This is a genomic window from Paenibacillus sp. 01L418 (genome assembly GCF_056400045.1).
Map to the genome: position 1 here is coordinate 1 of NZ_JBFTSN010000074.1, position 22,583 is coordinate 22,583.

The 22,583-nt window shown below is 43.4% G+C and carries 16 protein-coding genes; 1 reads left to right on the forward strand and 15 read right to left on the reverse strand.

What is annotated here, in order from left to right; genetic code table 11:
* Positions 1-1,033: 1,033 nt before the first annotated feature.
* Positions 1,034-1,375 carry a DUF2238 domain-containing protein gene (locus AC1DSE_RS12400; protein ID WP_477512553.1) on the forward strand — a complete coding sequence of 114 codons (342 nt, stop codon included), beginning with the start codon at positions 1,034-1,036 and terminating at the stop codon, positions 1,373-1,375.
* On the opposite strand, the gene AC1DSE_RS12405 is transcribed toward AC1DSE_RS12400, so the two are convergent.
* The 15 genes from AC1DSE_RS12405 to AC1DSE_RS12475 form a co-directional block, all read right to left on the reverse strand.
* Entirely contained in the window at positions 1,370-1,729 is a 360-nt protein-coding gene (locus AC1DSE_RS12405; RefSeq protein ID WP_477512552.1) for a hypothetical protein, read from the reverse strand. The two genes, AC1DSE_RS12400 and AC1DSE_RS12405, sit on opposite strands and share 6 nt — an antisense overlap.
* 135 nt (positions 1,730-1,864) lie before the next feature.
* Positions 1,865-2,827, reverse strand: coding sequence for a carbohydrate ABC transporter permease (locus AC1DSE_RS12410; RefSeq protein ID WP_477527721.1), 963 nt, complete (start codon positions 2,825-2,827; stop codon positions 1,865-1,867).
* A gap of 21 nt (positions 2,828-2,848) precedes the next feature.
* Entirely contained in the window at positions 2,849-3,751 is a 903-nt protein-coding gene (locus AC1DSE_RS12415) for a carbohydrate ABC transporter permease (RefSeq protein WP_477512551.1), read from the reverse strand.
* The gene (locus tag AC1DSE_RS12420; RefSeq protein WP_477527722.1) at positions 3,748-6,297 is read right to left on the reverse strand and encodes a DUF5696 domain-containing protein; all 2,550 of its coding nucleotides are present in this window, start codon (positions 6,295-6,297) and stop codon (positions 3,748-3,750) included. The genes AC1DSE_RS12415 and AC1DSE_RS12420 overlap by 4 nt, the downstream gene beginning before the upstream one ends.
* Before the next feature lie 12 nt (positions 6,298-6,309).
* Complete coding sequence (locus AC1DSE_RS12425) at positions 6,310-8,403, reverse strand: YIP1 family protein (protein ID WP_477527723.1); 2,094 nt, start codon at positions 8,401-8,403, stop codon at positions 6,310-6,312.
* A 20-nt stretch (positions 8,404-8,423) separates the two neighbouring features.
* Positions 8,424-9,305, reverse strand: coding sequence for a carbohydrate ABC transporter permease (locus AC1DSE_RS12430; protein ID WP_477527724.1), 882 nt, complete (start codon positions 9,303-9,305; stop codon positions 8,424-8,426).
* A 5-nt stretch (positions 9,306-9,310) separates the two neighbouring features.
* Positions 9,311-10,285, reverse strand: coding sequence for a carbohydrate ABC transporter permease (locus AC1DSE_RS12435; protein ID WP_477512548.1), 975 nt, complete (start codon positions 10,283-10,285; stop codon positions 9,311-9,313).
* Between the two features lie 18 nt (positions 10,286-10,303).
* Positions 10,304-13,246: an extracellular solute-binding protein gene (locus AC1DSE_RS12440; RefSeq protein WP_477512547.1), complete on the reverse strand. Its 2,943-nt coding sequence runs from the start codon at positions 13,244-13,246 to the stop codon at positions 10,304-10,306.
* Positions 13,247-13,330: 84 nt separating this feature from the next.
* Positions 13,331-14,644, reverse strand: coding sequence for an ABC transporter substrate-binding protein (locus AC1DSE_RS12445; protein WP_477512546.1), 1,314 nt, complete (start codon positions 14,642-14,644; stop codon positions 13,331-13,333).
* A 291-nt stretch (positions 14,645-14,935) separates the two neighbouring features.
* Positions 14,936-16,372 carry a response regulator transcription factor gene (locus tag AC1DSE_RS12450; protein ID WP_477512545.1) on the reverse strand — a complete coding sequence of 479 codons (1,437 nt, stop codon included), beginning with the start codon at positions 16,370-16,372 and terminating at the stop codon, positions 14,936-14,938.
* On the reverse strand, positions 16,362-17,375 hold the full coding sequence (locus AC1DSE_RS12455; RefSeq protein ID WP_477512544.1) for a sensor histidine kinase: 1,014 nt from the start codon (positions 17,373-17,375) through the stop codon (positions 16,362-16,364). The genes AC1DSE_RS12450 and AC1DSE_RS12455 overlap by 11 nt, the downstream gene beginning before the upstream one ends.
* Positions 17,376-17,496: 121 nt before the next feature.
* Positions 17,497-19,086 (reverse strand): DUF4091 domain-containing protein, encoded by a 1,590-nt coding sequence (locus AC1DSE_RS12460; protein ID WP_477512543.1) that lies wholly within the window; start codon positions 19,084-19,086, stop codon positions 17,497-17,499.
* A 30-nt stretch (positions 19,087-19,116) separates the two neighbouring features.
* Complete coding sequence (locus tag AC1DSE_RS12465) at positions 19,117-20,082, reverse strand: metallophosphoesterase family protein (RefSeq protein WP_477512542.1); 966 nt, start codon at positions 20,080-20,082, stop codon at positions 19,117-19,119.
* 180 nt (positions 20,083-20,262) lie between these two features.
* Positions 20,263-21,867 carry a response regulator transcription factor gene (locus AC1DSE_RS12470; protein ID WP_441880558.1) on the reverse strand — a complete coding sequence of 535 codons (1,605 nt, stop codon included), beginning with the start codon at positions 21,865-21,867 and terminating at the stop codon, positions 20,263-20,265.
* Between the two features lie 78 nt (positions 21,868-21,945).
* The coding region (locus tag AC1DSE_RS12475) for a sensor histidine kinase (RefSeq protein WP_477527725.1) at positions 21,946-22,583 on the reverse strand (638 nt) is incomplete at its 5' end.

The window sequence follows — 22,583 nt, forward strand, 5'->3', positions numbered from 1 at the left end:
CAATGGGCAGGTTTTTTAATCCTCCTCATGTAATTACAAATTTCCTTTTCAAACTGCTTTGAGATTAATGTAACATGCTTGCTACTCCCGTAATCTTCAATGTTCAACTTACCTGTATATTCCTTAACGACCATCGGACATAATAACTCAGGAGGTGAGTGCCTATGAAATGTGCATATTGTGAAAACTTAAAGCTTATAAAAGGAAGAAAAAAGTTATGTTATATTTGTGCTATCATCAAACGTTAAGAGAATGACAATCTAGTTTCAGAGGTCCCGTACATTAAATACGGGTCCTATAGTAATTCAATATTCAACGAATCAGCTAATGAAATACATTTTTAACCATCAGGCTAATAACCTCGGAGTTGAATTGAAACTGTTGAATTTTCAACTATTTTCACTGTTGACTGTCACTTTACCCCTCTAAAGGATTATATTTACCCTCTTATCCTCAGCCATATTTGCCGAGGATTTTTGTTGTATTACAATATTCAAATGGTTTTCCTACTTATCCAGCACAATGTTCCCGGCATTGAACTTATCTGTCACTGGCGAATGCACAAGCGAGCTAATATCCTTAAACATAAAGTAATCTAATATCATAAACTTCAGGAGGTCTTGGCGATTAGCATGAAGAAGAAATCAAAGAAATTAAAACCGTACATTCGATTGAAAGGCAACCGCATTAAAAGTACGTTTAATGAGCTTGAGCTTCTGGAACCTCATCCAAATAAGCAATTAAAGTCTTTACTCCACCATATCTATACTTACTTACCATCTGGCTCCTCTAAATGACTTCTATTCCAATTGGGTTGTCTGGGATAAATCTGTTAATACTATCCCAGCTACCCGTTTAAAAAACACAACATGACCTTCTCTTGCATCTAGCACCTCCCACGGTCTTCGTTATTCACTCTTTTTTGCTGCGGTGATTAAAATTTGATTTGATGATTCATAACTTGCCAGCGTTTTGTATTTACTTTCTTAAAACCGGGAACCATACTGTCACCAATGTAAGGAGTGAAATTCCCATGACTAATGAACGACTGGATTGGACAAGTACAAGCATTCCTTTTGCTCGAAATAAACCTTTAAAATTAATGATCTTCATCTTCATCCTAATTTTTGGTCTTATGGCCTTATCACCCACTGATCGATCTCATTGGCTAGCTGATAGTATACCGCTTATCCTGGTTATCCTTATCCTTGTCTTTACTTATAAGTGGTTTCGTTTTTCAAATCTGTCCTATCTTTTGATGCTTGTTTTCTTTTGTCTTCATAGATTCCAAGCGCTAAATAATATCAAGATTGGTGTAAGTAATATTACCGTCATTACCCATTTCATGGCCGTTCCTCAATATATTCGCTCATAATCGTAATGGGGTAGTAGTAATCTCTTTCCTCGTCGCTACCAAACAGATTGAAAATTTGCGCGGACCTTGTAGGTACTGTAAAGATACTTCAATAATTTCCCCACGAGTAGCTGCAATAGCTGGACCCTTTAAATCAATTTTATCACGTCGAAAATAAGCTTTCTCTAGCTGACCAATGATTTCCTCTTTGACCTCTTCCGTTAAGCGACCATCCAGCGCTACTAAATGCGCGGCCTCATATGCCTTTTTTTTGCAGTACTTGATCCCTATATGTAAGGTTCTCTCCACGCTGGGCTGAAACAAAAAATAGAGAATGAACAGAGATAATATAACGAATGCAATAACAGCTTTCATATAAAAATGCCGGCATGCTCGCAAAGCATGCCGGCTCCCCCCTTACTTATTTTAATTTGGTTGGGACCGTTGTGTTTTCTGAGATGGTATGTGCTCGAGTCTTTTGCGTAGATAACTAAATACTTCATTGATCATTTACCCGATCAATCCGCTGCGCTCTACGCTTTCTACGAAATAGCGCTGTGCAAACATATACAAAAGTACGATCGGTGCAATAAACAGCAGCTCGCCCGCGTTTTTAACCATATAGGCATAGAGTGGGTCCGTCATAGAGAAGGAAGCCCACATGACAGGCAACTTGGTCGATAATACATCTGTTGATGTCAGGAATAGAGAGACGAAATAATTGTCATTCCACTGCCAAACGAACGAGAATAGGACAACTGTAACGATCGATGGAATGGCATTAGGCAGCATGATGCGGTAAAACGATTGAAAAACGGTACATCCATCAATGTAAGAAACCTCCTCCAGCTCCATAGGAATGCCTCGGAAAAACTGGAGAAAAATGAAGATAAACAAACCGCTCTTTATTCCCATGCCGGTAGCAGATTGAAGAATAAATGGCCAATAGCTGTCCAGAAGATTAATCCCCTTCTGTCCAGTGAACAACTCGATAAGACCGAATACATCGAAGTAACGATAATTGAGATAAGTTGTAATCATAATCGTTTGCACAGGCACGATAATAGTAAAGATAACGCCCCCGAATAAAATCTTACTCCCTTTAAAGCGCAATCGCGCAAATCCAAATGCCGCCAGAGAACAGGAAATCACTTGCAGGAGAGTCGAAACTCCCGCAATCGTAAATGAGCTCATGAATGTCTTCGGATAGCGGAGCGCCTCAAAAGCAATTTTCAGCGTATCTAATGTGAAGTTTTTCGGAATCCAAAGTACGGTCGTATCATACAAATCCACACGATCCTTAAACGACACCGATAGCTTGAAAAACAGCGGATATAAAATCACAAAGCAAAAACCGATCACGAGTATCGTTCGAACAGTCACCCAGCTCCAATGCTTACTCCAATTAAGCAGGCTGAATCGCCTTGCACGTTCTCTCCAAGCTGTTGYGCTTGAACGGATGGCCAGCTTCACTGTATTCCCCCCCTTTGCCTGTTAATCGTAATAAAATACTTTGCGTGAAACGAGTGTCATAGTCACAAGTAGAATGACGGATACGATAAGAAAGTACACCCACGCCATCGCAGCGCTGAGGCTGAAATTAAGTGTTTGAAACGCCGTATCCGTTATCATCTGGCTTAATGCGTTTGTACTATAGGAATCAATAACGGTATACACGATATTCGTCAGTAAAATAGGGCTAAGCATCGGGAAAGTAATTTTCCAGAACGCTTCATAGCCGGTCGTCCCCTCAATTTTCGCTGCTTCATACAAAGATGGTGAGATCGATTGGAGCGCTGCAAGGAATATCAGTATCTGCACACCAGATGAGCTGATAATTTCATAAATTCGATCGACTGATCCTGTAATGTAGCTAATAATCCCATTACCTACACCCGCCTCAACCAGCATTCGCTGAAGCTCAAAGCTAGTAAAAGCAAAGCCTCCATCCTCACTTGAAGAACCCGTAATCGATGAGGCAATGGATGCCATCTCAGAACTGTTCTCTAGTGATAGCACGGGGGCTGCAAGAAGTACCGGAAGAAAAAATACGGCTCGCGCAAATATCCTTCCTCTAAATTTCTGATTAATCAACGTTGCGACAAATAAACTAAATATCGTAATAGACGGCACATTAATCAAAATATCAGAAATTGCCTCAATCAGCGTTCGATTGAACGTTGGATGCGACATAAATAGCTGCTTATAAAATGAAAATCCTTCATATTTGGTATCGAAGCCGCCCTTACCAAGAGTTAGCGTATTTAAGCTATACAGAAAGGACTTATACAATGGAATGCTAAACAAGAAAACAAAACCTAGAAACCAAGGTGTTACGAAAAGAATGCCTAGTCTAGACTTTTTCTGCTGCAGCGTCGGACTTTTACGCTTCATCATAATCCACCGCCGATCACGCGGTAGCCCTGTGCTTCAATAGAAATATCGTCTACCGTTACCGCAGATTTATTGTAGTTCACTATTATTTTTTTGCCTTGTTCAAACGTTGTTTCGAATACTTCATCAGCTAACTTGCGGTGACCCTTAATCGTCTGATCCTGCACATCTCTTAAGATGGCATTGGATTCGTTATATAGTTGAACGGCCTCCTCAAACCAATCTCCATAATGCGGAGAATATAAGCTGTTCAGCTTCGTATCACGAATCATAGTAGGCTGTGCGTAAAACCATTGATAAAATACATTGGATCCTGTCTCCAGCGTTTTTAGCAAGGCGGTTCTCTGATCTTGATCACGGCCGAGGTTTATAGGCGTTCCGGCATAGTCCACATATCCGTGCAAGACCATAGAGTAGAATGGCACATCTTCGTCAGCAATATTAAATTCACTGCTCGTGAGCGGAGCATTTACGATCGTCTTCGCATACGGCAATGTGTAAGCATTCCCTCCGCTAAGCATGATTTTCCCGGTTTCTTCTTTAATCTTCTGCAGGTTATCACCGATAATCCCTATGGCTTCCTGTCGGTTAACGGTTTCATGAGAGGTAACATCACTGTTTAAATCCTCTCCCAAATCACGTAAGGAAACGCCATCGGAGTCAAATGATTTATAGTTCTTCAGAAACTTATCTACCACACCCGTCAATTTACGAGGTGAGAGCAAATAGTAGAGCATATCTGAAGGATTGGTTGTTACAATATCATCATCGAAGCTTTTAGCAAATTTACGATTAAGGAAGCGCGTGGCATCTTTTGATGCTTGAAAGCCCTTGCCGTTTTCATAAACCCTCTGAAAAGCAACGTCCGGATATACCTCGATATTGTTTTCCTCTGCATAATTTAATAATTTCTCAAACTTCTTTTTTCCACCAAGAATAGAATCCAGCTTGATCGATGAAGGCAGCCTGTGCTGAACGCCCTTGTTAAACCAACCTGAATATTTGAGCTGGATTTGGGATATGTCACGTTGCTGCAAAGACTCCAGTATTTCTATCGCCTGTGAATAGGTAGTTACCGCTTCAGTAGATGGATAAGGAATACCTAGAAAGTTTTTACGAACTGGAATTGAGCCGATTAACTCCAGAACGAATGGCGTGTCGCCCCCGCTTTTATGCCGAGTCAAGCCATAGTGCTTAATTAGATAGTCCCTGTAGTAATTAGCCATTCCCGTATAATCAGCAGAAGAGTCTTCTAAAAAAGCATAGCGAATTTGAAGGCCACTATCATACATCTCCGAGTATTTAGGAACCTGCTTGGTAACCGAGCCCGTTCTAAACACAACTGGTTCCATATCTTTCATTTTGAAAGTGRCACCTACCCGGTTATAGCTATTCAGCTTGCCGCTCGTATCCGCCGTTATTGTTGCCTGGGCATCGCCCTGTTCAATAATGGCAAACATCGCGTGATTCTCTTGCTTCATTCCAAAAACAGGAAATCTAGAAACCTGTGTATATTGAACCTCAGTTCTCGAATTTTGCAGCGGTGTCTGATCGATGCCATACAGCGGAACCTCAGAGGCACGTGCTGCATGGTTGTTATTGTTCAAATAAATGAKTGCTCCTGATCCATCCGGCACAAACATATAACCTTCAGCCTCATTATCAGCGGCTCCGAAAAATGGAAGTAATTGCATCGTATGAAGGGGGAATGCGTCCGAATCCATCACCTCATCCGTTGCAATTCGTGCAATGAGATTCTCACCCTCAAGCTGGTAGATAAGCGGGATAGTAAATCGAGGTGCTACATTTTCTGCCTGATCCCCACTCTCCACCATCTGGTTATCTTCTTGTGCATCTTCAGCCGTATAGCCGATGGACTCAAGAACTGCCACGACGTCCTTTACGACATAATCCTGCATTTTTTTGCGCTCATACTGCTGCTTCTCCTCGTTGTAGAAAAAACGAGTACGAAGCTTATTTCTAACGGCTTCATCCGCAATTTTGTTCAAGATTCGTTCTTCAAACCGTTCTTTGCCGACAGCTTTTGGGATAGAACTTAGACCCTTCTCTGAGCTTCCGATTTCGTAAGTGATTTTGACGCCGTTATCAACGAGAGCAATCTCAAACTGATTCTTCTTAATGCTCTCTTCTTCATTGTTCATAAAGGACTCATGCCCTTTGTCATTGAAATACGAAATAATCAGCTGTGAGGCTAGATTGGTTTTATTAATTGCCGTTGCAATCGTATCTTTGGCATGATCAATGGGATTGGTCGACCATACTTGCCCGTTGCGTTTCTCCCTCACACTGACCTCAGTCGTCTTCTTATCGATAAATAGCTGCAGATACTCATTCTCAGCAATCATACCCATTCCACCCGGAAGTGCTCTCATTTCAGAAGCGATAGTCACTTCGTGGTTATCTTTCTTCACTTTCTGACTCTCGTTCGCAGCCTCCATCTCGCTTCTGAACATGGTTTCGTATAGGCATGATGCTGCAATAAGACAGCAGAGCATCATCAATATCGTCCGTTTCTTTCCCTTACTCATGTACGCACCTCCTCACGCTCTTGCCCTGATTTCTGAATAGATTGAAAGTATGAAAGTGGTCATCTGCTGCAGTAAGCTAAAACAAAGGATGCATAGAAAAACAATAAAAACCATGACTACAACGGTGAGGAATAAAGTCAGTAGTGTTTTGAAAATAGAGTATTGGTGAATGGTCATCATACCCACGAACAACAACCACAAAAACCAGCAAATAGCTGCAGACTCAATCAAATAATAAAAAGGGGCTTCTTCATGCGTAATCATATTACTGAATACGACTTGCGGCAGGTACAAAATAATGAACGGCAGCAGCGAATAACCAACAGCCGTAATAATCTCAAGAAACTTTCCTTCACCGTCCATTAATGTTGTCAGTGACCAGTTAGCCACACAAAACAAAATAAATGGCAGCACAATATAGATGAGCTCATCCACGCTGTTAAGTGTGCTTAGCTTATTGAAATTAACAACAAAGCCAGAGTATTGCCGCTTCAAAATCATCGTCACGACAAGTAACAACAGAATAATCAGCGCAATTTTCACTCGACCCTTCTGTTCATACTTCATCTCCCAGAATCCGTTGAAAGGTCTCATCATTGTATAGAAAGGCGCTTTTACAATATTGGTTTCAACAAAGTAGAGCTTCGGCTTTCTTCTGACCCAATAGATACGGATTGCAACGAAGAGCGCGGCAGCGGAGAGTAGAACCGTCATAATGGTACCAAAATGTTCCCATACATATTGCTTGCGGTATTGTTTGAAAGCTTCTGAATAATACTTCCTGTTATTTCCGTTTTTGAAATAATTCATGGCCATCTTGTTCTCATTTTTCTTAAGAAACGCTTTGCCCATACTAATATAAGCGATATCGAAATTAGCGTTTAATTGAAGCACCTTATTCCATGAATCAGCAGCTTCATCCACCTTGCCCGCATAATGGGCCTTTACAGCTTGCCGGATTAGTTTGCCATAGCGAGTCGGCGCAAAAATCGTCATCCGGTTCATCTCATTATCCAGAACCGCTATTCGCTCTCCGAGCATTGAAAGGGCAACCGGTTTTTGAAAGTTATTAGCCTGTGTGCCTATTCCCCCAAATTGATAGAGCAGGTTGCCATCGCGGTCATAGGTAAAGATGCGGTTGCGAGTGGAGTCTAAGCCGCTATACATGCCGCTTTCATCGGATACTACATCAATGAATCTGGAGCTTCCTCTATTTTTTTGGTCACTCACTACACTTTTTGTGGGGTCAAGACGAATAACCGAAATGTCTCCCATCGGAGGGAAATAGCCTTCACGGCGCAATATGTCCTCCCCACTGGGATTAAACCTCTTAATTGGTGTATTCGAATTAGCCTCCGAAGATACGGCATAGATTAGGCCGCGATCATCGACATCCAAATTACTGAATTCAATTGGCAGGAATAACTCCATTTTCCCGACTTGCTCCTTGGTCGATAAACGTTTCCACAGCAAGTCAGTTGGATTAAATCTCACTTTGTTCGTTCCGATATAACCTTTAAAACCGCCTGAAGCGTCAAGCTCCATAATCCCCTCAAAGGCACCTTGTGCAATCACGTAAATCCGATCAAACTTATCAACGTACAGCTTGAAGGGGAAATATTGAAACCCTTCCGGGATTATACTGGACTCAGGAGCTCCGAACAATTGAATGAGAGTTCCATCATTGCTGAGCTTAACGATCCGATTGTTGTACGTATCCGCTACGTAAATATTTTGTGAAGCATCGACAAATACGCCATAGGGCTTGTTGAAGGTTTCCTTCTTGCCGTTATTGTCGAAGCCGTCTATCGTACGAATAAGTTTGCCATTCTCATCTAAGCTGACGATACGATCGTTTCCTGTGTCTGCGATATAAATCCGATGATCCTTGGCAACAAATAAATCCTGCGGAACATTAAAATGGCCGATACCAAGCTCCGATCCGTCCACATGCTTCTCGGCCAGATATGGATATGGCGCAGGCTCCGCCTCTTTCCAGTAGGAATAGTTGTATCCGTGATCAGGCAGAGCATAAGCCGGAACAGCGAAGCCGGTAATGAAGCACATAAGGATAAGAAATGATGCAATGCCCCTTATGGACGCCAATTGCGTTCCCCCTTTCTCTTTTATTCTTTCAGGCCTGATGTCGACATTGTCTGAATCACGCTGCTTTGCGTCACGATAAAGATCGTGACCGGCACAAGCATCATAATGAGCGCAGCGGCAGCCATCGGTCCTGAACGAGCAAATCCTCCGGACAAAATTTGGCTAAAGGCATAATCCATCGTTTTTAACTGTTCACTAAACACATAGGAAGCGCCTTGGCCCCCGCTGCCTGTTCCCCATAAGCCTTTAAAGGAAAAAATAATAAGCGTTAGCCACGCTGGCTTAACCATTGGCATGACTATGGTCCAAAAGATCCGGTACTCGCTCGCACCATCAATCTTCGCGGCTTCAATTATCGCATCAGGGATTTGCTCCATAAATTGCTTCATTAGAAACAACCCCAGCGAAGTTGCTAGAGCCGGGAAAATCAGCGCCCAATAAGAGTCGAGCAAACCCAGCCACGTAATCGTTAAATAGTTGGGAATGGAAGTTACCTGAGATRCAAACATCAGCGATAGGATAACAATCCCGAATAGGATATTGCCGCCTGGAAGCTTCAGCTTCGCCAACGGATACGCTGCCATGGAAGCTAAAATGACGTGCCCGACCGTGCCGGTTAATGCAACAAAGACCGTATTAAACACATAGCGAGAAAGCGGTACCCATGAATCAGAAAAAATAAGTAACAAATCATAAAAATTATCCACTGTCGGAGAACGTACAATAAATGTGGGAGGAAACAGGAACATCTCATCCAAAGGCTTTAACGCAGTGCTGATCATGAAAACGAAAGGCACTGCCATGAATGCTCCCGCTCCTAGCAATATTAGAAATAGAGCTATATCAACAGGAAGGGAACGATTGAGTTTCTTCTCTCGACGCAGACGAAAGCTTATATTCATGCTCTCTAGTCACCCACCTTCCGAAGCAATTTCTGCACGACCAAGTTCGAGCCTAGCATAATCGCGAATAATACGGTTGCAATCGCACTAGCATAGCCCATCTCGAAACGGATCGTCCCGAAATCATTCAGATGCGTTACTATTGTATGTCCCGCATACTGCGGGCTTGGGAAGCCGACTAGGCTTGTTGCCACATCTGCGACTGCGAACGAAGATGTAATCTGCATAACCGCGCCAAACATCAGCATCGGACGCAGTGAAGGCAATGTAATAAACCACAGCTCCTGCCAGCGATTTCTTATTCCATCGATCGCACCAGCTTCAATTAGCGTCATATCCATTCCTTGTAATCCAGCGATAAAAGCCAGAAAGGCTGTACCGAGGCTTAACCAGAGCTGAACCAGCATAATAATCGCCAGCATGTATTTGGGATCCTGCAGCCATTGAATCGGTTCAAGAATAAATCCCCATTTCATCAGGAATGCGTTGATATAGCCGAAAGAATCGCCAGAGAAGGCAACTTGCCATATCAAATATACATTTCCTGAAATCGAAGGCGCATAAAATAGAAGCGTTATAACAGACCTTATCTTAGGTGAAAGCTCGTTGATGAGCCATGCCAGAAAGAAGCAAACGATATAGCTGAGCGGACCGGTTATCACCGCGAACAGCAGCGTATTTTTCAACGCAATTAGAAACACTTCATCCTTGACGAACAAGTTGGCATAATTTTCCCAACCCACCCACCCTGGCGCTTCAAGTACATTAAAATCCGTGAAGCTAAGTCCGAATGCCATAAGGACTGGGAAGGCGGTGAAGATAAAGAAGAGTATGAAATATGGAGCAAGGAGTACATACCCATGCCGTTTCACACTAATCTCGCCCCGTAGATGAGCAAGCCTCTTCCGCCTCTCGCTAGGCTGCCTCTTCAATCTGCTTGGACCCTGCAATTCAACGCTTGCTTGATTTGGGCCTGACAATACAACCGCCCCCTCTCTCTAGTTTGGCAAGCCGAACTCTTTTCGCTTTTTCACAATTTCCTCATTAATAAATTTCGTATAATGGTCTATCGCTTCACGTGGATCCTCGTTAGAGATAACGACGCTGCGGAACGCATTGTCAAGATGACGGCCAGTGAAATATCCGCCAGCAACCTCAGGCAATCCCTTTGCCCATTTCCACTGCTCCATCAATACGTTGTAATCCTTCACCTGCCAAGGAATCCGAGCCACCGCTTCCAGATTAGCTGTGGAAGTTCTTCCAGCCGGCCCGAAAATGGCTTCAATTTCAAGACTGTACTTCGCCTGCACATCCGTGCTGGTCCACCAATCTAGGAAGGACCATGCTTCCTCCTTATGCTTACTGTCCTTCAGCATAATAGCAGCGGTTCCAGTTGCAGGCACTTCCCGGCGAATAGTGCCGTCAGCCTGTTCAAGTCCTGGAACCAGGGTGAAATTCCATAGTCCTTTCAGCTCMGGTGCAACGACGTTGATGAGATTGAATCTCGTATAGTCAGCAATCGCGATTGGCATCTCTCCACTGCGGAAACGGTTCACGAAGTCGGTCGTTAACGGCAGCTTATAGGTCGTATATAATTCCGTCCAATCGATAAATGATTTTACGGACACCTCAGTATCTAGTGCGCTGGCTTTATCACCTTTGCGATAAATTTCCCCGCCGTTTTGGAACAGCATCGTTCCGAATGTAAAGTTAACCGGCAATGTAGCGTTATCTTGTACGTTCGCCCCCGTTTTCACCAAAACCTGAATAGGGAAGCCGAACAACAGGTTTTGCTTCTGCAGCTCAGGAATAATCTCAAAGACATCCTCCCATGTTTGCGGAATTTCCAGATTCATTTCCTCAAGAATATCCTTCCGATAAAATAAAACCGGAAATTGCTGCTCAATAGGCAGTGCGAATGTTCCCTTATTGAATTCATAAGGAACTAAAGCGCTCTCATGGAAGCGCTGCTTCACCTTGTTGAACCCAGGATATTTGGATAAATCCTCCACTGCATTCCGCAAGGCATAATTGACTGGCTTATCTTCCGGCAGAGCGAAGGAAACATCAGGACCGCGTCCTGCCAGCATGGCTTGCATGAGCACGCCTTCACTGACCACTTTTATGTCGACGGCAACTCCGGTTTCAGGAGTAAATGACTCATCAATAAGCCGCTTCGCAATTTTTGCCTGATCAATCCCCTGCGTCATCCACACCGTGATTTTTTTACTGCCTTTCTCCGTCGAACCGAGCACATTGTAATCGGTGAAGAAAGAGAGCATGAACTTGCCCACTTGATGCTTCATTCTTTTGAAAAACTTCGCTTTGACAGCAGGCATTTTCTTATCAGGTGAGGCGATGACAAGATAATCAATCGATAAAGGCATATAATTGATGGAATAAATCCAATCTCCTAATGAGCTTGTATTGGATTTGAACGTCTCTAACCGGCGTGCTATTGTCTCTGGAGCATCTACCATGTCTTGCAGCTGAAAAATGAGCCGATTCAATGAAGCTGTGCGATCACTGCTGCCACCAGATATTTTCTCTACACGCTCAACTATAGATTTCAACACTTCCATTTGTTTGGTGAAAACTTCAATCATCTCTGGAATTTTTTTGTCAAGCTGATAATCCCGATATTCATCCGGTACCGTGCCCGTCACCATAATAATGCGCCGGAAAATATAATTTAGATCCAGCACGCTGGACTCCACTGTTCGCAGCAGCAATGCCATTTCTCCGAGTGTCACTTCAAGCTTAATCTCATGCTTGCCTTTCGTTAAATAAAATTGGTACGGACTCTTCCCGTCTCCAAGCTCATTCATTTCCCAGTTCGTTGAGAAACCAAAGGCAATGCCATCAGCCTCCTGAAACGGCAGCTTGCCGTCAATATACATTTTGCGATAAGAAATCATACCTCGTTGAAAGCTTTGTTTATATTTAATGCCGATATAATAAAGTCCATCTTCCGGCACTTCTATATCCCAAGTCATCCACTGACCGGATTCCGCCCAGTTGAAGCCGCCAATCGTATTGAGTCGGATTTGAGACATATGATAAGGCTCGGTAGACGGGCTACTGCGATCCATCATCGGATAAAGTACTTGACTTGACTTCAAATCCGCTAATTCCCCTTGAACCTTGATCATGACATCAGAAGCATCTTTATAACCATTCGATTCATATTCAGCGGCAACCGCTTCGTAATCCTTTGCTTGTTCAACTTGGTTCAGCTTGATAGAACGAATCAGCATCTTTTCCTTTGCGGAAACTAAAGTGATGCTGTGCTTCCCTGGAGTAAAATAATATAAATAGGGTTCATTGTGGCGACCATCCGCACTTTGTGCGTACGTCTCCTGCCACATCGGCAGCTCTACCTGCTGGACATGGGTGTCATTCCCACGCTTATCACGTGCAATTTCCGCTTTGCTCGTCCAAACTCTTCCGAACACCAAATTTCTGCTCTCAGCAAACGGCGCTTCTCCATCAACCAGCAGCTCGCGGTCAATATCCGCACCCTTACCCTCCATAGGATAAAAATTTATTGCAATATTATATAAGCCTTCATTCGCTACATCGAACTCCCATGAGATACTTCCCGTTTCATCCGATTCAACCGCATTGCCCGCCAATCCAGCCATGTCGTTAACGACGTTAGCCTTCATGTCTACCACTTTAGAAAAGGTATCTCCTGGGATGATAATCTCTTGCCCTGGCCTAGGCGCATTCTGATGCTTCACCAAATATTGGTCGTATCCGTTCTCACTCTTACTACCGAGCATCTGCTCCGAGATAGCTTCAGATGTATCAGCAGCATTTGAGGCTGCCTTTACCGTGGACATCCCCTTTGATTGAAAGCTCTGGGGCAGGATGCACACAGCAGATAGCGTCACTAAAAGTACTACCTTGACTATTCCATATTTATTGACGTTGGCCATATGGAATCCCCCTTCCCGCTTATGAGCAGCACCCCAACCATAGTAATGAATTGGGGTGCGCGCAGCGTTTTATGCAACCAAATCCTATTTCTTCAAAGTCACATCAATTGCAGCCTGAGCAAGCGGTTTAATTCTCGCAAGCTCACTTGCAGGTGTCGCTTTTCCTGTCATGATATTATTAATCGCTTCATCGAAATAACCCTGAAAGCCATCATAGGCAAAGAACTGCATCACCGTTCCGTTACCAAGCATTTTACGCAGCGTATTGAGGCCCTCTTCACTTCTAAAGTTAGCTTCTTCTCCATGAATTACGCCATCATAGCCTTTTTCAGGGTTTCTCTCATAAAGCTCCTGCCAAACTGTCATAACTGCTTTAGGGTTTTCTACATCCGCCATCAGATGCCACATGTTTACAGTTATTGGAACAACATAATCGGTTGCTTTAGGACCCTTAGGAAAGAATACATAACCCCAGTCATCGGCCAAGCTGCCATTGAAATCTGCTGAAACCCAACGAGCTCCAGGATAGAATAGCGCTTTGCCTTCCACAAAAGATCCGCCCACAACTTTATGAACATTGTATAAATCGGAGACAAACTGTATAGCTTCTAATGCTTCCGGTCCCTCAAATGTAATTTGGTCATCTTTCGTTACAGATCCGTTATTGGAGTAAATGAAAGGAAGCGTTAGGCTCGAAGCTGTATCATAAGGAGTTACGCCGAATACGCCATCCTTCGTAGCGGCTTTGGTCATCGCTAGAAACTTATCCCAAGTCCATTCGCCCTTTTCCTGCAATTCATAAGGATCTTCCAAACCGAATTTTTGAATTAACGTTTTGTTATAGTAGAATCCATTGCCGTTATTGTCCTTGTCAGTGAAGCTGTACTGCTTTCCGCCGTAGCTGCCATTCTTCAACATAACTTGATTCCAGTTAGGGTCTTTCATATCCACTAGGTCGTCAATATTGCGAAGATACCCCTCACTAACCATCTTCGGAATCGCCCATTCCGTCGGAATCATAATAATGTCGGCAAAAGGCTGCCCTGCTACGGAAGTTGTTACTATTCTTGATTGAATCTCAGCGAAAGGTACGGTTACATACTCAATTTTCACATTGTATTTTTCCTCTGCTTTGCGTTGCATTTCCTTCTCTTCCTCATTCAAATAGTTTTCCATTCCCCACCATTGCCCGATGCGGATCGTTCCGCCTTTGAAGTCAATCTTCTCATCGACTGGCGCAGTTGAAGGTGGCGCTTCCGTTGCCGTCTCCTCGACGGTCTCCGTTGTAGGAGCCGGGGTTGGCTCATCCTTAGGCGCATTAGATCCGGAATTTTGCGAGCAGCCAGTAAATACCAACATTGCAAAAACCAGCATCATCGTTAATAATTTTAGCTTCATTCTTCTTTCCCCCTTAATATCATTTTTTGGATACATTCCTTACTAAACCCAAATGAATGATCGCCTAATGTATAAGGATTGGAGTATATTTGAAAGCGGTTACATTTGGTTGTAATCCTAATTATAAGAGTTTGGTTTAAAGCGAGGTATCTGTACAAATTCATACTTTTTCTACATAAAAAACCTAAACGATAAGGTCCATCAAATCTCATAATAAATAACGATAGATTATCTAAAAATTTTACATACTATTACACCGTGAGCAGGTATACCCTCTAATAAAAGAAGCACCTACGCGAGCTTCATCTCCGCACGGAACCTTGATGGCGTGGTACCAACAACTTTTTTGAAAATTTTTGTGAAGTAGAAATAATCCTGATATCCCGCCTTTTCTGCAATTTCACCCACCATTAAATTAGTATTCCCAAGCAGCTTGCAGGCATAGGTAATGCGTAATTTGGCGATATATGCTGTAAACGTCTCACCTACTTCCTTTTTGAATAATTGACTGATATAACTAGGGTTTGTATAAAACTTGATCGATAAGCTCTGTATCGATATATCTTGAATGTAATTTTGATTCACATAGTTCAGAATAGCTCTAAAKGTTTCATTGCTAATTTCTTGTGAGACGTTTTCGGTCGCTTCAAGAATATATCTGCTTACATATTGACGTAAACAATGAATCATTTCAGATAGAGAGCCAAAAGAAGCAAGCAGCAGTTCATTGCTATATAACATCTTATCGGACAGCTCAATTCCAAACTGGTACATGAATGAAAGTACGATATTATAAAGCTGGAGTGCATGGGTCATAGTCAGACTTCCTTCTCTGAACAGGACGAGTACTTGGTCAAAAGCAACATTCGCAGCAGCTATATCACCTATTCGAATAGCATCATCAATTCTCTTCAGCATTTCGTTAAAAGGTTTGCGTATCGGGTTTTTTTTGCGAAATATCGCTGCTTTACCAGCAATAAAATAATGATCAGCTAATGAATTCGCGATTTCAACCGATTCCTTTAGTTTCTCTATTTCTGTTATTTTTTCACTTACGCCAATTCCACGGATCCGATCAGGCATCCCTTTGCTTATTTCATTAATTGTCTTCTCCAATTGAGCCCACGCCACGAGATACAGAGACTTTGATCTTCCGATCTTAACCTGCAAATAGTTCTCTGAAGCCTGTACTGACTCATTACCGATAGTGGAACAGACGATTAGGCCAACTCCATTATTAAAGCCATCGATTAGGCCATATTGCTCGAGCTTGTGTGTAAGCCTATTGCGATTCGTTTCGTTTGGTTCTTCCAAAAATAATTGAAGTGGATTTTCAGCTGTCTCATGTTGCGCTTCATTATTTTTCTTAAATTTGCTTAGGATCGATATAATATCCTGTTCATCGAACGGCTTAAGGCAATACGCAAGCGCACCATAAGTGAGCGCCTTCTGCGCATAAGCAAATTCTGCATAGCCGCTTACGACAATAAATTGCGCTTTATGCGGAAGCTCGCGTGCTTTTTTAATTAGCTCCAGACCATTCATACCTGGCATACGGATATCGGTGAATACGATATCCGGAAGCATAGCTTCAAACATGGTCAGTGCCTCTGTCCCGTTATGAGCCATTCCTACAACCTTAAACCCATAAGCATGCCAATTAACACTCGCCTTAAGACTCTCAGCAACCCATGCTTCATCATCAACTAGCAGAACCTTATAATACATTCGAAAATTCCCCCTTCGTCGACAGCTTCACCGTTACCCGAGTTCCTTCACCTTCCTTGCTAGCAATATCAAGTCCATACTCTGAACCACAAATCAGCTTGATCCTTACATTCACATTGGCAAAACCGATGCTGTTATCTCTCTCGCCTATCAGCAATCCACTCGGCTCCGAGTCCAACAATGTAGATTGGACCCGCTCCAGTTGAGCTTGATTCATCCCTACACCATCGTCCTCAATGACGATAATCAAGTCTCTGTACACATCCAGATTTGCGCTTATCCTTAATAAACCTTGCTTCTCATTTAACTCTAGTCCGTGATAAACCGCATTTTCGACAATTGGCTGCAAGATCATCTTCGGCACATGGCAGTTGCGGGCAAGACCATCGATATCAAATATCACACTAAAGCGGGTACCAAAACGCAGCTTTTGAATTTGTAAATATGAATCGATGATAGAAAGCTCCGTGTCCAGGGGAACATTTCCTCCCCCCTTAACGCTGTAATGAAATATACTTCCAAGCAAAGCGGCAGCCTCTCTAATCTCAAGAACCCCTTTTACTGCAGCCATTCCTTTGATCATTTCCAGCGTATTATAGAGAAAATGAGGATTAATTTGGCAGCGCAGGTATGCAAGCTCAGCTTTCTTCTTCTCTAGCTGCATGAAGGAAAGCACCGCATTTGTATCCAGAAGCTCTTTCGCTAAGGAATCGTTCTTGTGAAGCAAAATGTTGCTTGTAATAATAATGAACATAACTGCTGCGAAAACAGCTCCAAACATAAATATCCAAATAAAAGAAAAGCGAATCGCGTTCATGTCGCGCATCAGTGCGTCTTTAGGGATCATATCTACAATCTCGCTCGAATATTTTTCACTGTTTGAGCTAATGATCTTAGCCATTTGCAAATAACTGGTGCATAAGATGAAAAATAAGACAAAGGTGATGGATAACGCGATTATGGATAACTGTGAACGAATCGAAAGCTTACGCAGCAAGGACACGTCTATCGCTCCATTCTCATGCGTAGGTTGATGAAAATGATGTGGGGACTCCCCACTAAGAAACTGATAAATAAAAATATCAAGCGCTTAGCAGGAAGTTATGGTGTTAGTAAGGTATGAATCAGATGGATGCGGCTTCTAGCAATCGTCGATGTACTTGCTGAAATGCTGCTGCATCGGTAGTTGCTTCTGTAAAGCTTGTCATGCAGGAGTTTACTAGCTTATCCGCTATTTTACGGTCAGCTTGAGCTATCTGTTGAAGCAATTCATAATCCTCAATGCCCATCCTCATCGACTCCAGCCTCATGCTTAGCCAAGGTCCATCCGTACCCGGATAGACGATATGGGTATCGCCGGCAGGCACCTTTTTGGCATGAACTCCTGGAGCAAGCATGGGATTCGTCAATTCAAATGGATCTTGGCCTTCCAGGTAATAATTCAATCCCCAATGGAGATAGCCATCCATTTTGTATAAGTAATTGCCCCAGTGCAGAAATCTTGTTTTGAGAAGCGGAATATCTAGAAAGCGATTCATATAATGACCGCCTGGATTCCAGCATGTATAAAACCATAGCGTATCACCGCCAGCCTGGATTCTTTCGTAAGCCGATTTGTTACGATCATAGTCCCTATTCGTCGGCACCCAAATATCTAATGCCCCTTCCAGTTCCGTATGTATGATTGCGTCAATAAGTGGAACCCCCGGCATAAACTTTCTAACTATGCCTGCCAAGACCCGATAATCTTGAGCCGACTCTTCAAGTGGTTCATCAGCAATATGCTGTACGGTTAAGCTCAACCAGCCGTTAGTGGCAAGGAACTTGTTCCAGGAAGATAGGTATTGCGATATAAATGTATAGCCTTCCGGGCTTGTTGCTTTTATGTTGGTATCATAGTTTAAAACGAAAAATGAATCGTCCCAGCCTCTTCGACCAGCTATATGCCCGCCTTCTATACGGGTGAAGCCCAGACCTAGAAACATTTTGATTAACGTCTCGACACGCGAGAAGTCAAATTCATAGCTGCCGATTTCCGTTTCCTTGATATCAACCAATTCCATGCCGACTAAGAAATGAGTTTGACGAGTCCTGCGCATTGCTTCTCCGTATTGGTAAACCATATTCCAGAAGGGCTCCGACCATTTTTCGAGGTTATGCCACTTTGCAATATTGCCAAATGAGAACCAATTCGTAATCGACAGCGTTTCCTCTTTGGCAACTTTAGCTTTAAACACCTCTATTTCAACAGGAATGACATAGCTATTGCCATCAATATGGAAACGCAGCTCCCCGACATGCTGATGTGAATTTGCGGATTCGTCCACTTTCCAGCAAACATATAGGGCATCTTTCTCAGCACGTACTTGGAATTCCTTGCCGACCGGCTTTAAAGCATCGTATACACGGAACGGCGCAAGTCGTGTTACATAATCGGCTGGAGTGCCTACAGGTACGGTGGAATAATCAGGCCCTGTATTCTCATTCACCTGAACATCAATGAGCTGATACATGGACGTATTCTTCACAAATTCAGAATCGGCCGAGACATATTCCCATGTTATTTTCACATTAGAAGGGAGCCCCTCCAACAATATTTGGCAGCCAATATAGGTGCCTCGCGCCGTCTCTAGATTAATGCTTCTCTCCCCTGCATTTGATAATTCAGTATCCGGATAAACCCACTCATTCACATCGAATATTTGCCAATTCATCAACAAGCCTCCTCGCACAAGCTTTTATAATTAGTCGGATTGGTTCGGATAATGCTCAGGCAAAACCGCAATCGTTCCGTCATTTTGGCGAATCCATGTATCGAAATTCCGCTCGCCTGCCTTTAATCGGATAACTCTTGCTCCCGTTTGAAAATGATCCTTGCGGACATTATCAACATAACTCACATATCGCGTAGATCGGCCGTAACAAAGGTGGATACCATGCAGCGTTCCGCTAAAGTCATTCGCATGATCATGACCAACAAACGTCCCCATTACATCTCCCATCTCCACCATCGCCGAGAAGAAACCGGAATTTATAACCGGTGCGCTTACTCCATCAAAGCAGTGTCCCAAACAAGTCTGATTATTCCATACCTCTTGATACTCCGGCAGAGGAATATGAAAGAACGCCAATGCTGGTAAGGGCGAATCATTGTTAATGGACGACAATTTCTGCGATTCGGAGACATACCATTCAATTTGATCTCTTCGAATCCAGTCATAGCCGCCAACCGATGGGTTAGAAGAATAATCACCGCTGTCGAGGAAATACAAAGCAGCGGCCGTTTCATCATTTTGGTCAAGAAGAGTAATGATATAATTACCAGACCCGCTTACATTCGGTGGATCGGCTTCAGCGACACAGTAGCTGTGGGCTAGCTGTTCTTCATGCATTTGCTCACGAGAAACGGCTCCTTCTGAATCATGATTGCCGAAAACAGCTGCCCATGGTATGCCGCTCTCCTCCGCTACCGCGACAGCATCGCGTAAGGATTGAATCGGATCATTTCCTCTGGCACTAGCTGTAACATCACCGGCAAATACGATTAGATCCGGCTTCTCTTGTTTGATAACGCTTTCCATTGTCTCCCTTGTCAAGCGATTAAATTCCGGTGTATCCGAGTCATAATCTCCCGCGTCTATAAACTCCACATCGGAGAATTGGACAATGACGAAGGTACCATCCTCACGAAATTTCATTTTATTGCTCATCCGGCTGATCTCCTTTCACTGTAAAGAATGCTGTACTTGAATTGTATGAACACAGCCCATTTCACTCTACCAGAATAATGACTATCTACTAACAGACTGGTGACTTCATTGCTTTCTATAAGCTGCGGCAAAAAAAAAGCCGCCCAATTAATCGGGCGGCGATGAAAAACAACGAACAATTCAGCTGTTCGAGCTGCCAGAAAGCTTCCTAAACTGCTGGGGGTTCGCTTGATAGACACGCTTGAACATTTTAGAGAAGTAGGAAAAGTTACTATATCCAATCGATTGAGCGATCTCTGAAATCGGCATTGTCGAGCTGGCAATCAACGCTTTGGCAATCCGCATCCTCTCGTTAAGCAAATAATCTGTAATACTCATCCCTACCTCCTTTTTAAACAAACGGGAGAGATAAGCAGGATTGAGATGAACGTATTCTGCGAGCATTTCCCGGGTGATATTCTCCCTGAGATGATCAGCAATAAATGCTTTAAGACGTGGAATGACTGACTCTTCCTGAAAGAGATAGCAATATACCTTTTGAATCAGATTTATACCCCACTCTTCCATCTGCTCTAGCGTACGCGGAGGCGCTTTCATTTGAGGGACGCTAGTGTCTTGAAGCAGTTGATGGGCAGAGAGACCTTTCTTCTGCAGCAGGTAGTGAATCATCTGCAGAAATCCCTGATAATAGGCTTGCAGCGCGTTTGCACCAAATCGTCGATCCGAAGCCAGCTCCTGAAGACTATTCCTCAGCTGCTGAACCAGTTCTTTTTCTTTGCCGTTTTCGAGCAGCAGCGCCCAAGCCGTAAAGTCAGGCAAGCAAGGATCTGGAAAAGGATCTGGACTCTGCTTGCTAAGCCAGTTCAGCTGATTGGACTCACTGAGATTATTGTACTCCATGGACAACAGCGTCTTATACATCACCGTTAACTCATGCAGTCTCACAGGCTCACCGATGTAGCAGGATACCGTACAGTTTAAGTATTGACTGCAAGCATCAATATACATATTGCATCTATCACCAATACGATCACGAAGCGTGGACTCCTCTTCCGGTGAGAAGTAGAGGATCGCCAACGTGACACCGTTCTTGGTCTGAACGACCTCTCCTCGTGAGTCGGCAATCAACAGCTCGGAGGAGGATTGACGAATGGCGTACTCCATCACTTCCTCATCCCGCGTGCTGAGTTCCCGCTTCCAATTTTCTACGCTGACTATGACTGGAAGCAGTCGATCATCCGGCTTCAATGTTATGCCGTACTCAGCTGGCAGGCTGCAGTTGTCATTCTCTCTAGCCACAATACGTTCTGACAGCAGATCGTACCAGAAGCGTTCGCTAAGCAGCGTCTTTTTTTTGTTCCACAACTCATAATATGGCTTGTATTGTTCGCTCTGTACCAGTTCTGCACTCTTCTTATTCACACTAAGAATAGCTTTCCGGATCGCTTCTTCCAAGACTTCATATTCCACAGGCTTCATCATATAGTCAAAGCTGCTGAGCTGGACGGCCCGCTGCATAAACCTAAAATCGTCGTGAGCCGTCAAGAAGATCGTCTCCGTATTCGGGGAATTCTCGTTTACCCACTCTAGCAATTCGATTCCTGTGTTTTTCGGCATTTCGATATCACTAATCATGATTTGAATTTCTTGCTCCTGAAAGATCTTAACAGCCTCTCTCATGTTATAGGCATCGAATACCGCAGAGACACCTAGTGCATCCCAGTTGATTGCATCCTTTATCCCCATGACGGAGTACATCTCATCATCAACAATCAGAACCTGCAAGCTCTTCGCCTCCTGCTATCATGATAAATCTATTGGAATCAAAAACCTGTCTATTATAATCCGAGTCAACGCTATACCCTAATCTACTGGAGCCTCGACAGGAATCTCCAACTCTATTAGAGCGCCGGAGTCAGCGCAATTATCGAATTCCAAGCGAAAGGTGTTGCCGTAAAGAAGCTGCAAGCGATGATAGCTATTCCAGATGCCCAAATGCTGGTCATTTGTTTGATGAAAATAGCGACCACTCCGTAAGGAGTCCAGCAGCTCTTGCGAGAATCCACTGCCGTTGTCAACAATCCGAATGCGGCAACGTTTTTGATCRGTATCAATTATGGAATGAATCTCAATATGAAAAGGATCATCCATGAAGTCGAAACCGTATTTGATTGCATTCTCGATAAAAGGCTGCACGATCAGGGGAGGAATCTGTACCTTCTTCGAGTCCTCATCCATCACAAACCGATAGGTTATCCTTTCGGGAAAGCGGAGCTGCTGAATACGCAAATAACTGTCCATATGTTCCATCTCTTCGGAGAGAGTAACAAACTGCTTGCTCGTTTTGGTCGTAAAGCGAAAGTATTTCACTAGATTAAGGCACATCGCTTGAATTACGGAATAATTTTTGAGCTGAGCAAGGTTATAGACCACATTAATGCTGTTGAGCAGGAAATGCGGATTAATTTGCAGCTGTAAATGCTTAAGCTCCGCCTTATGAG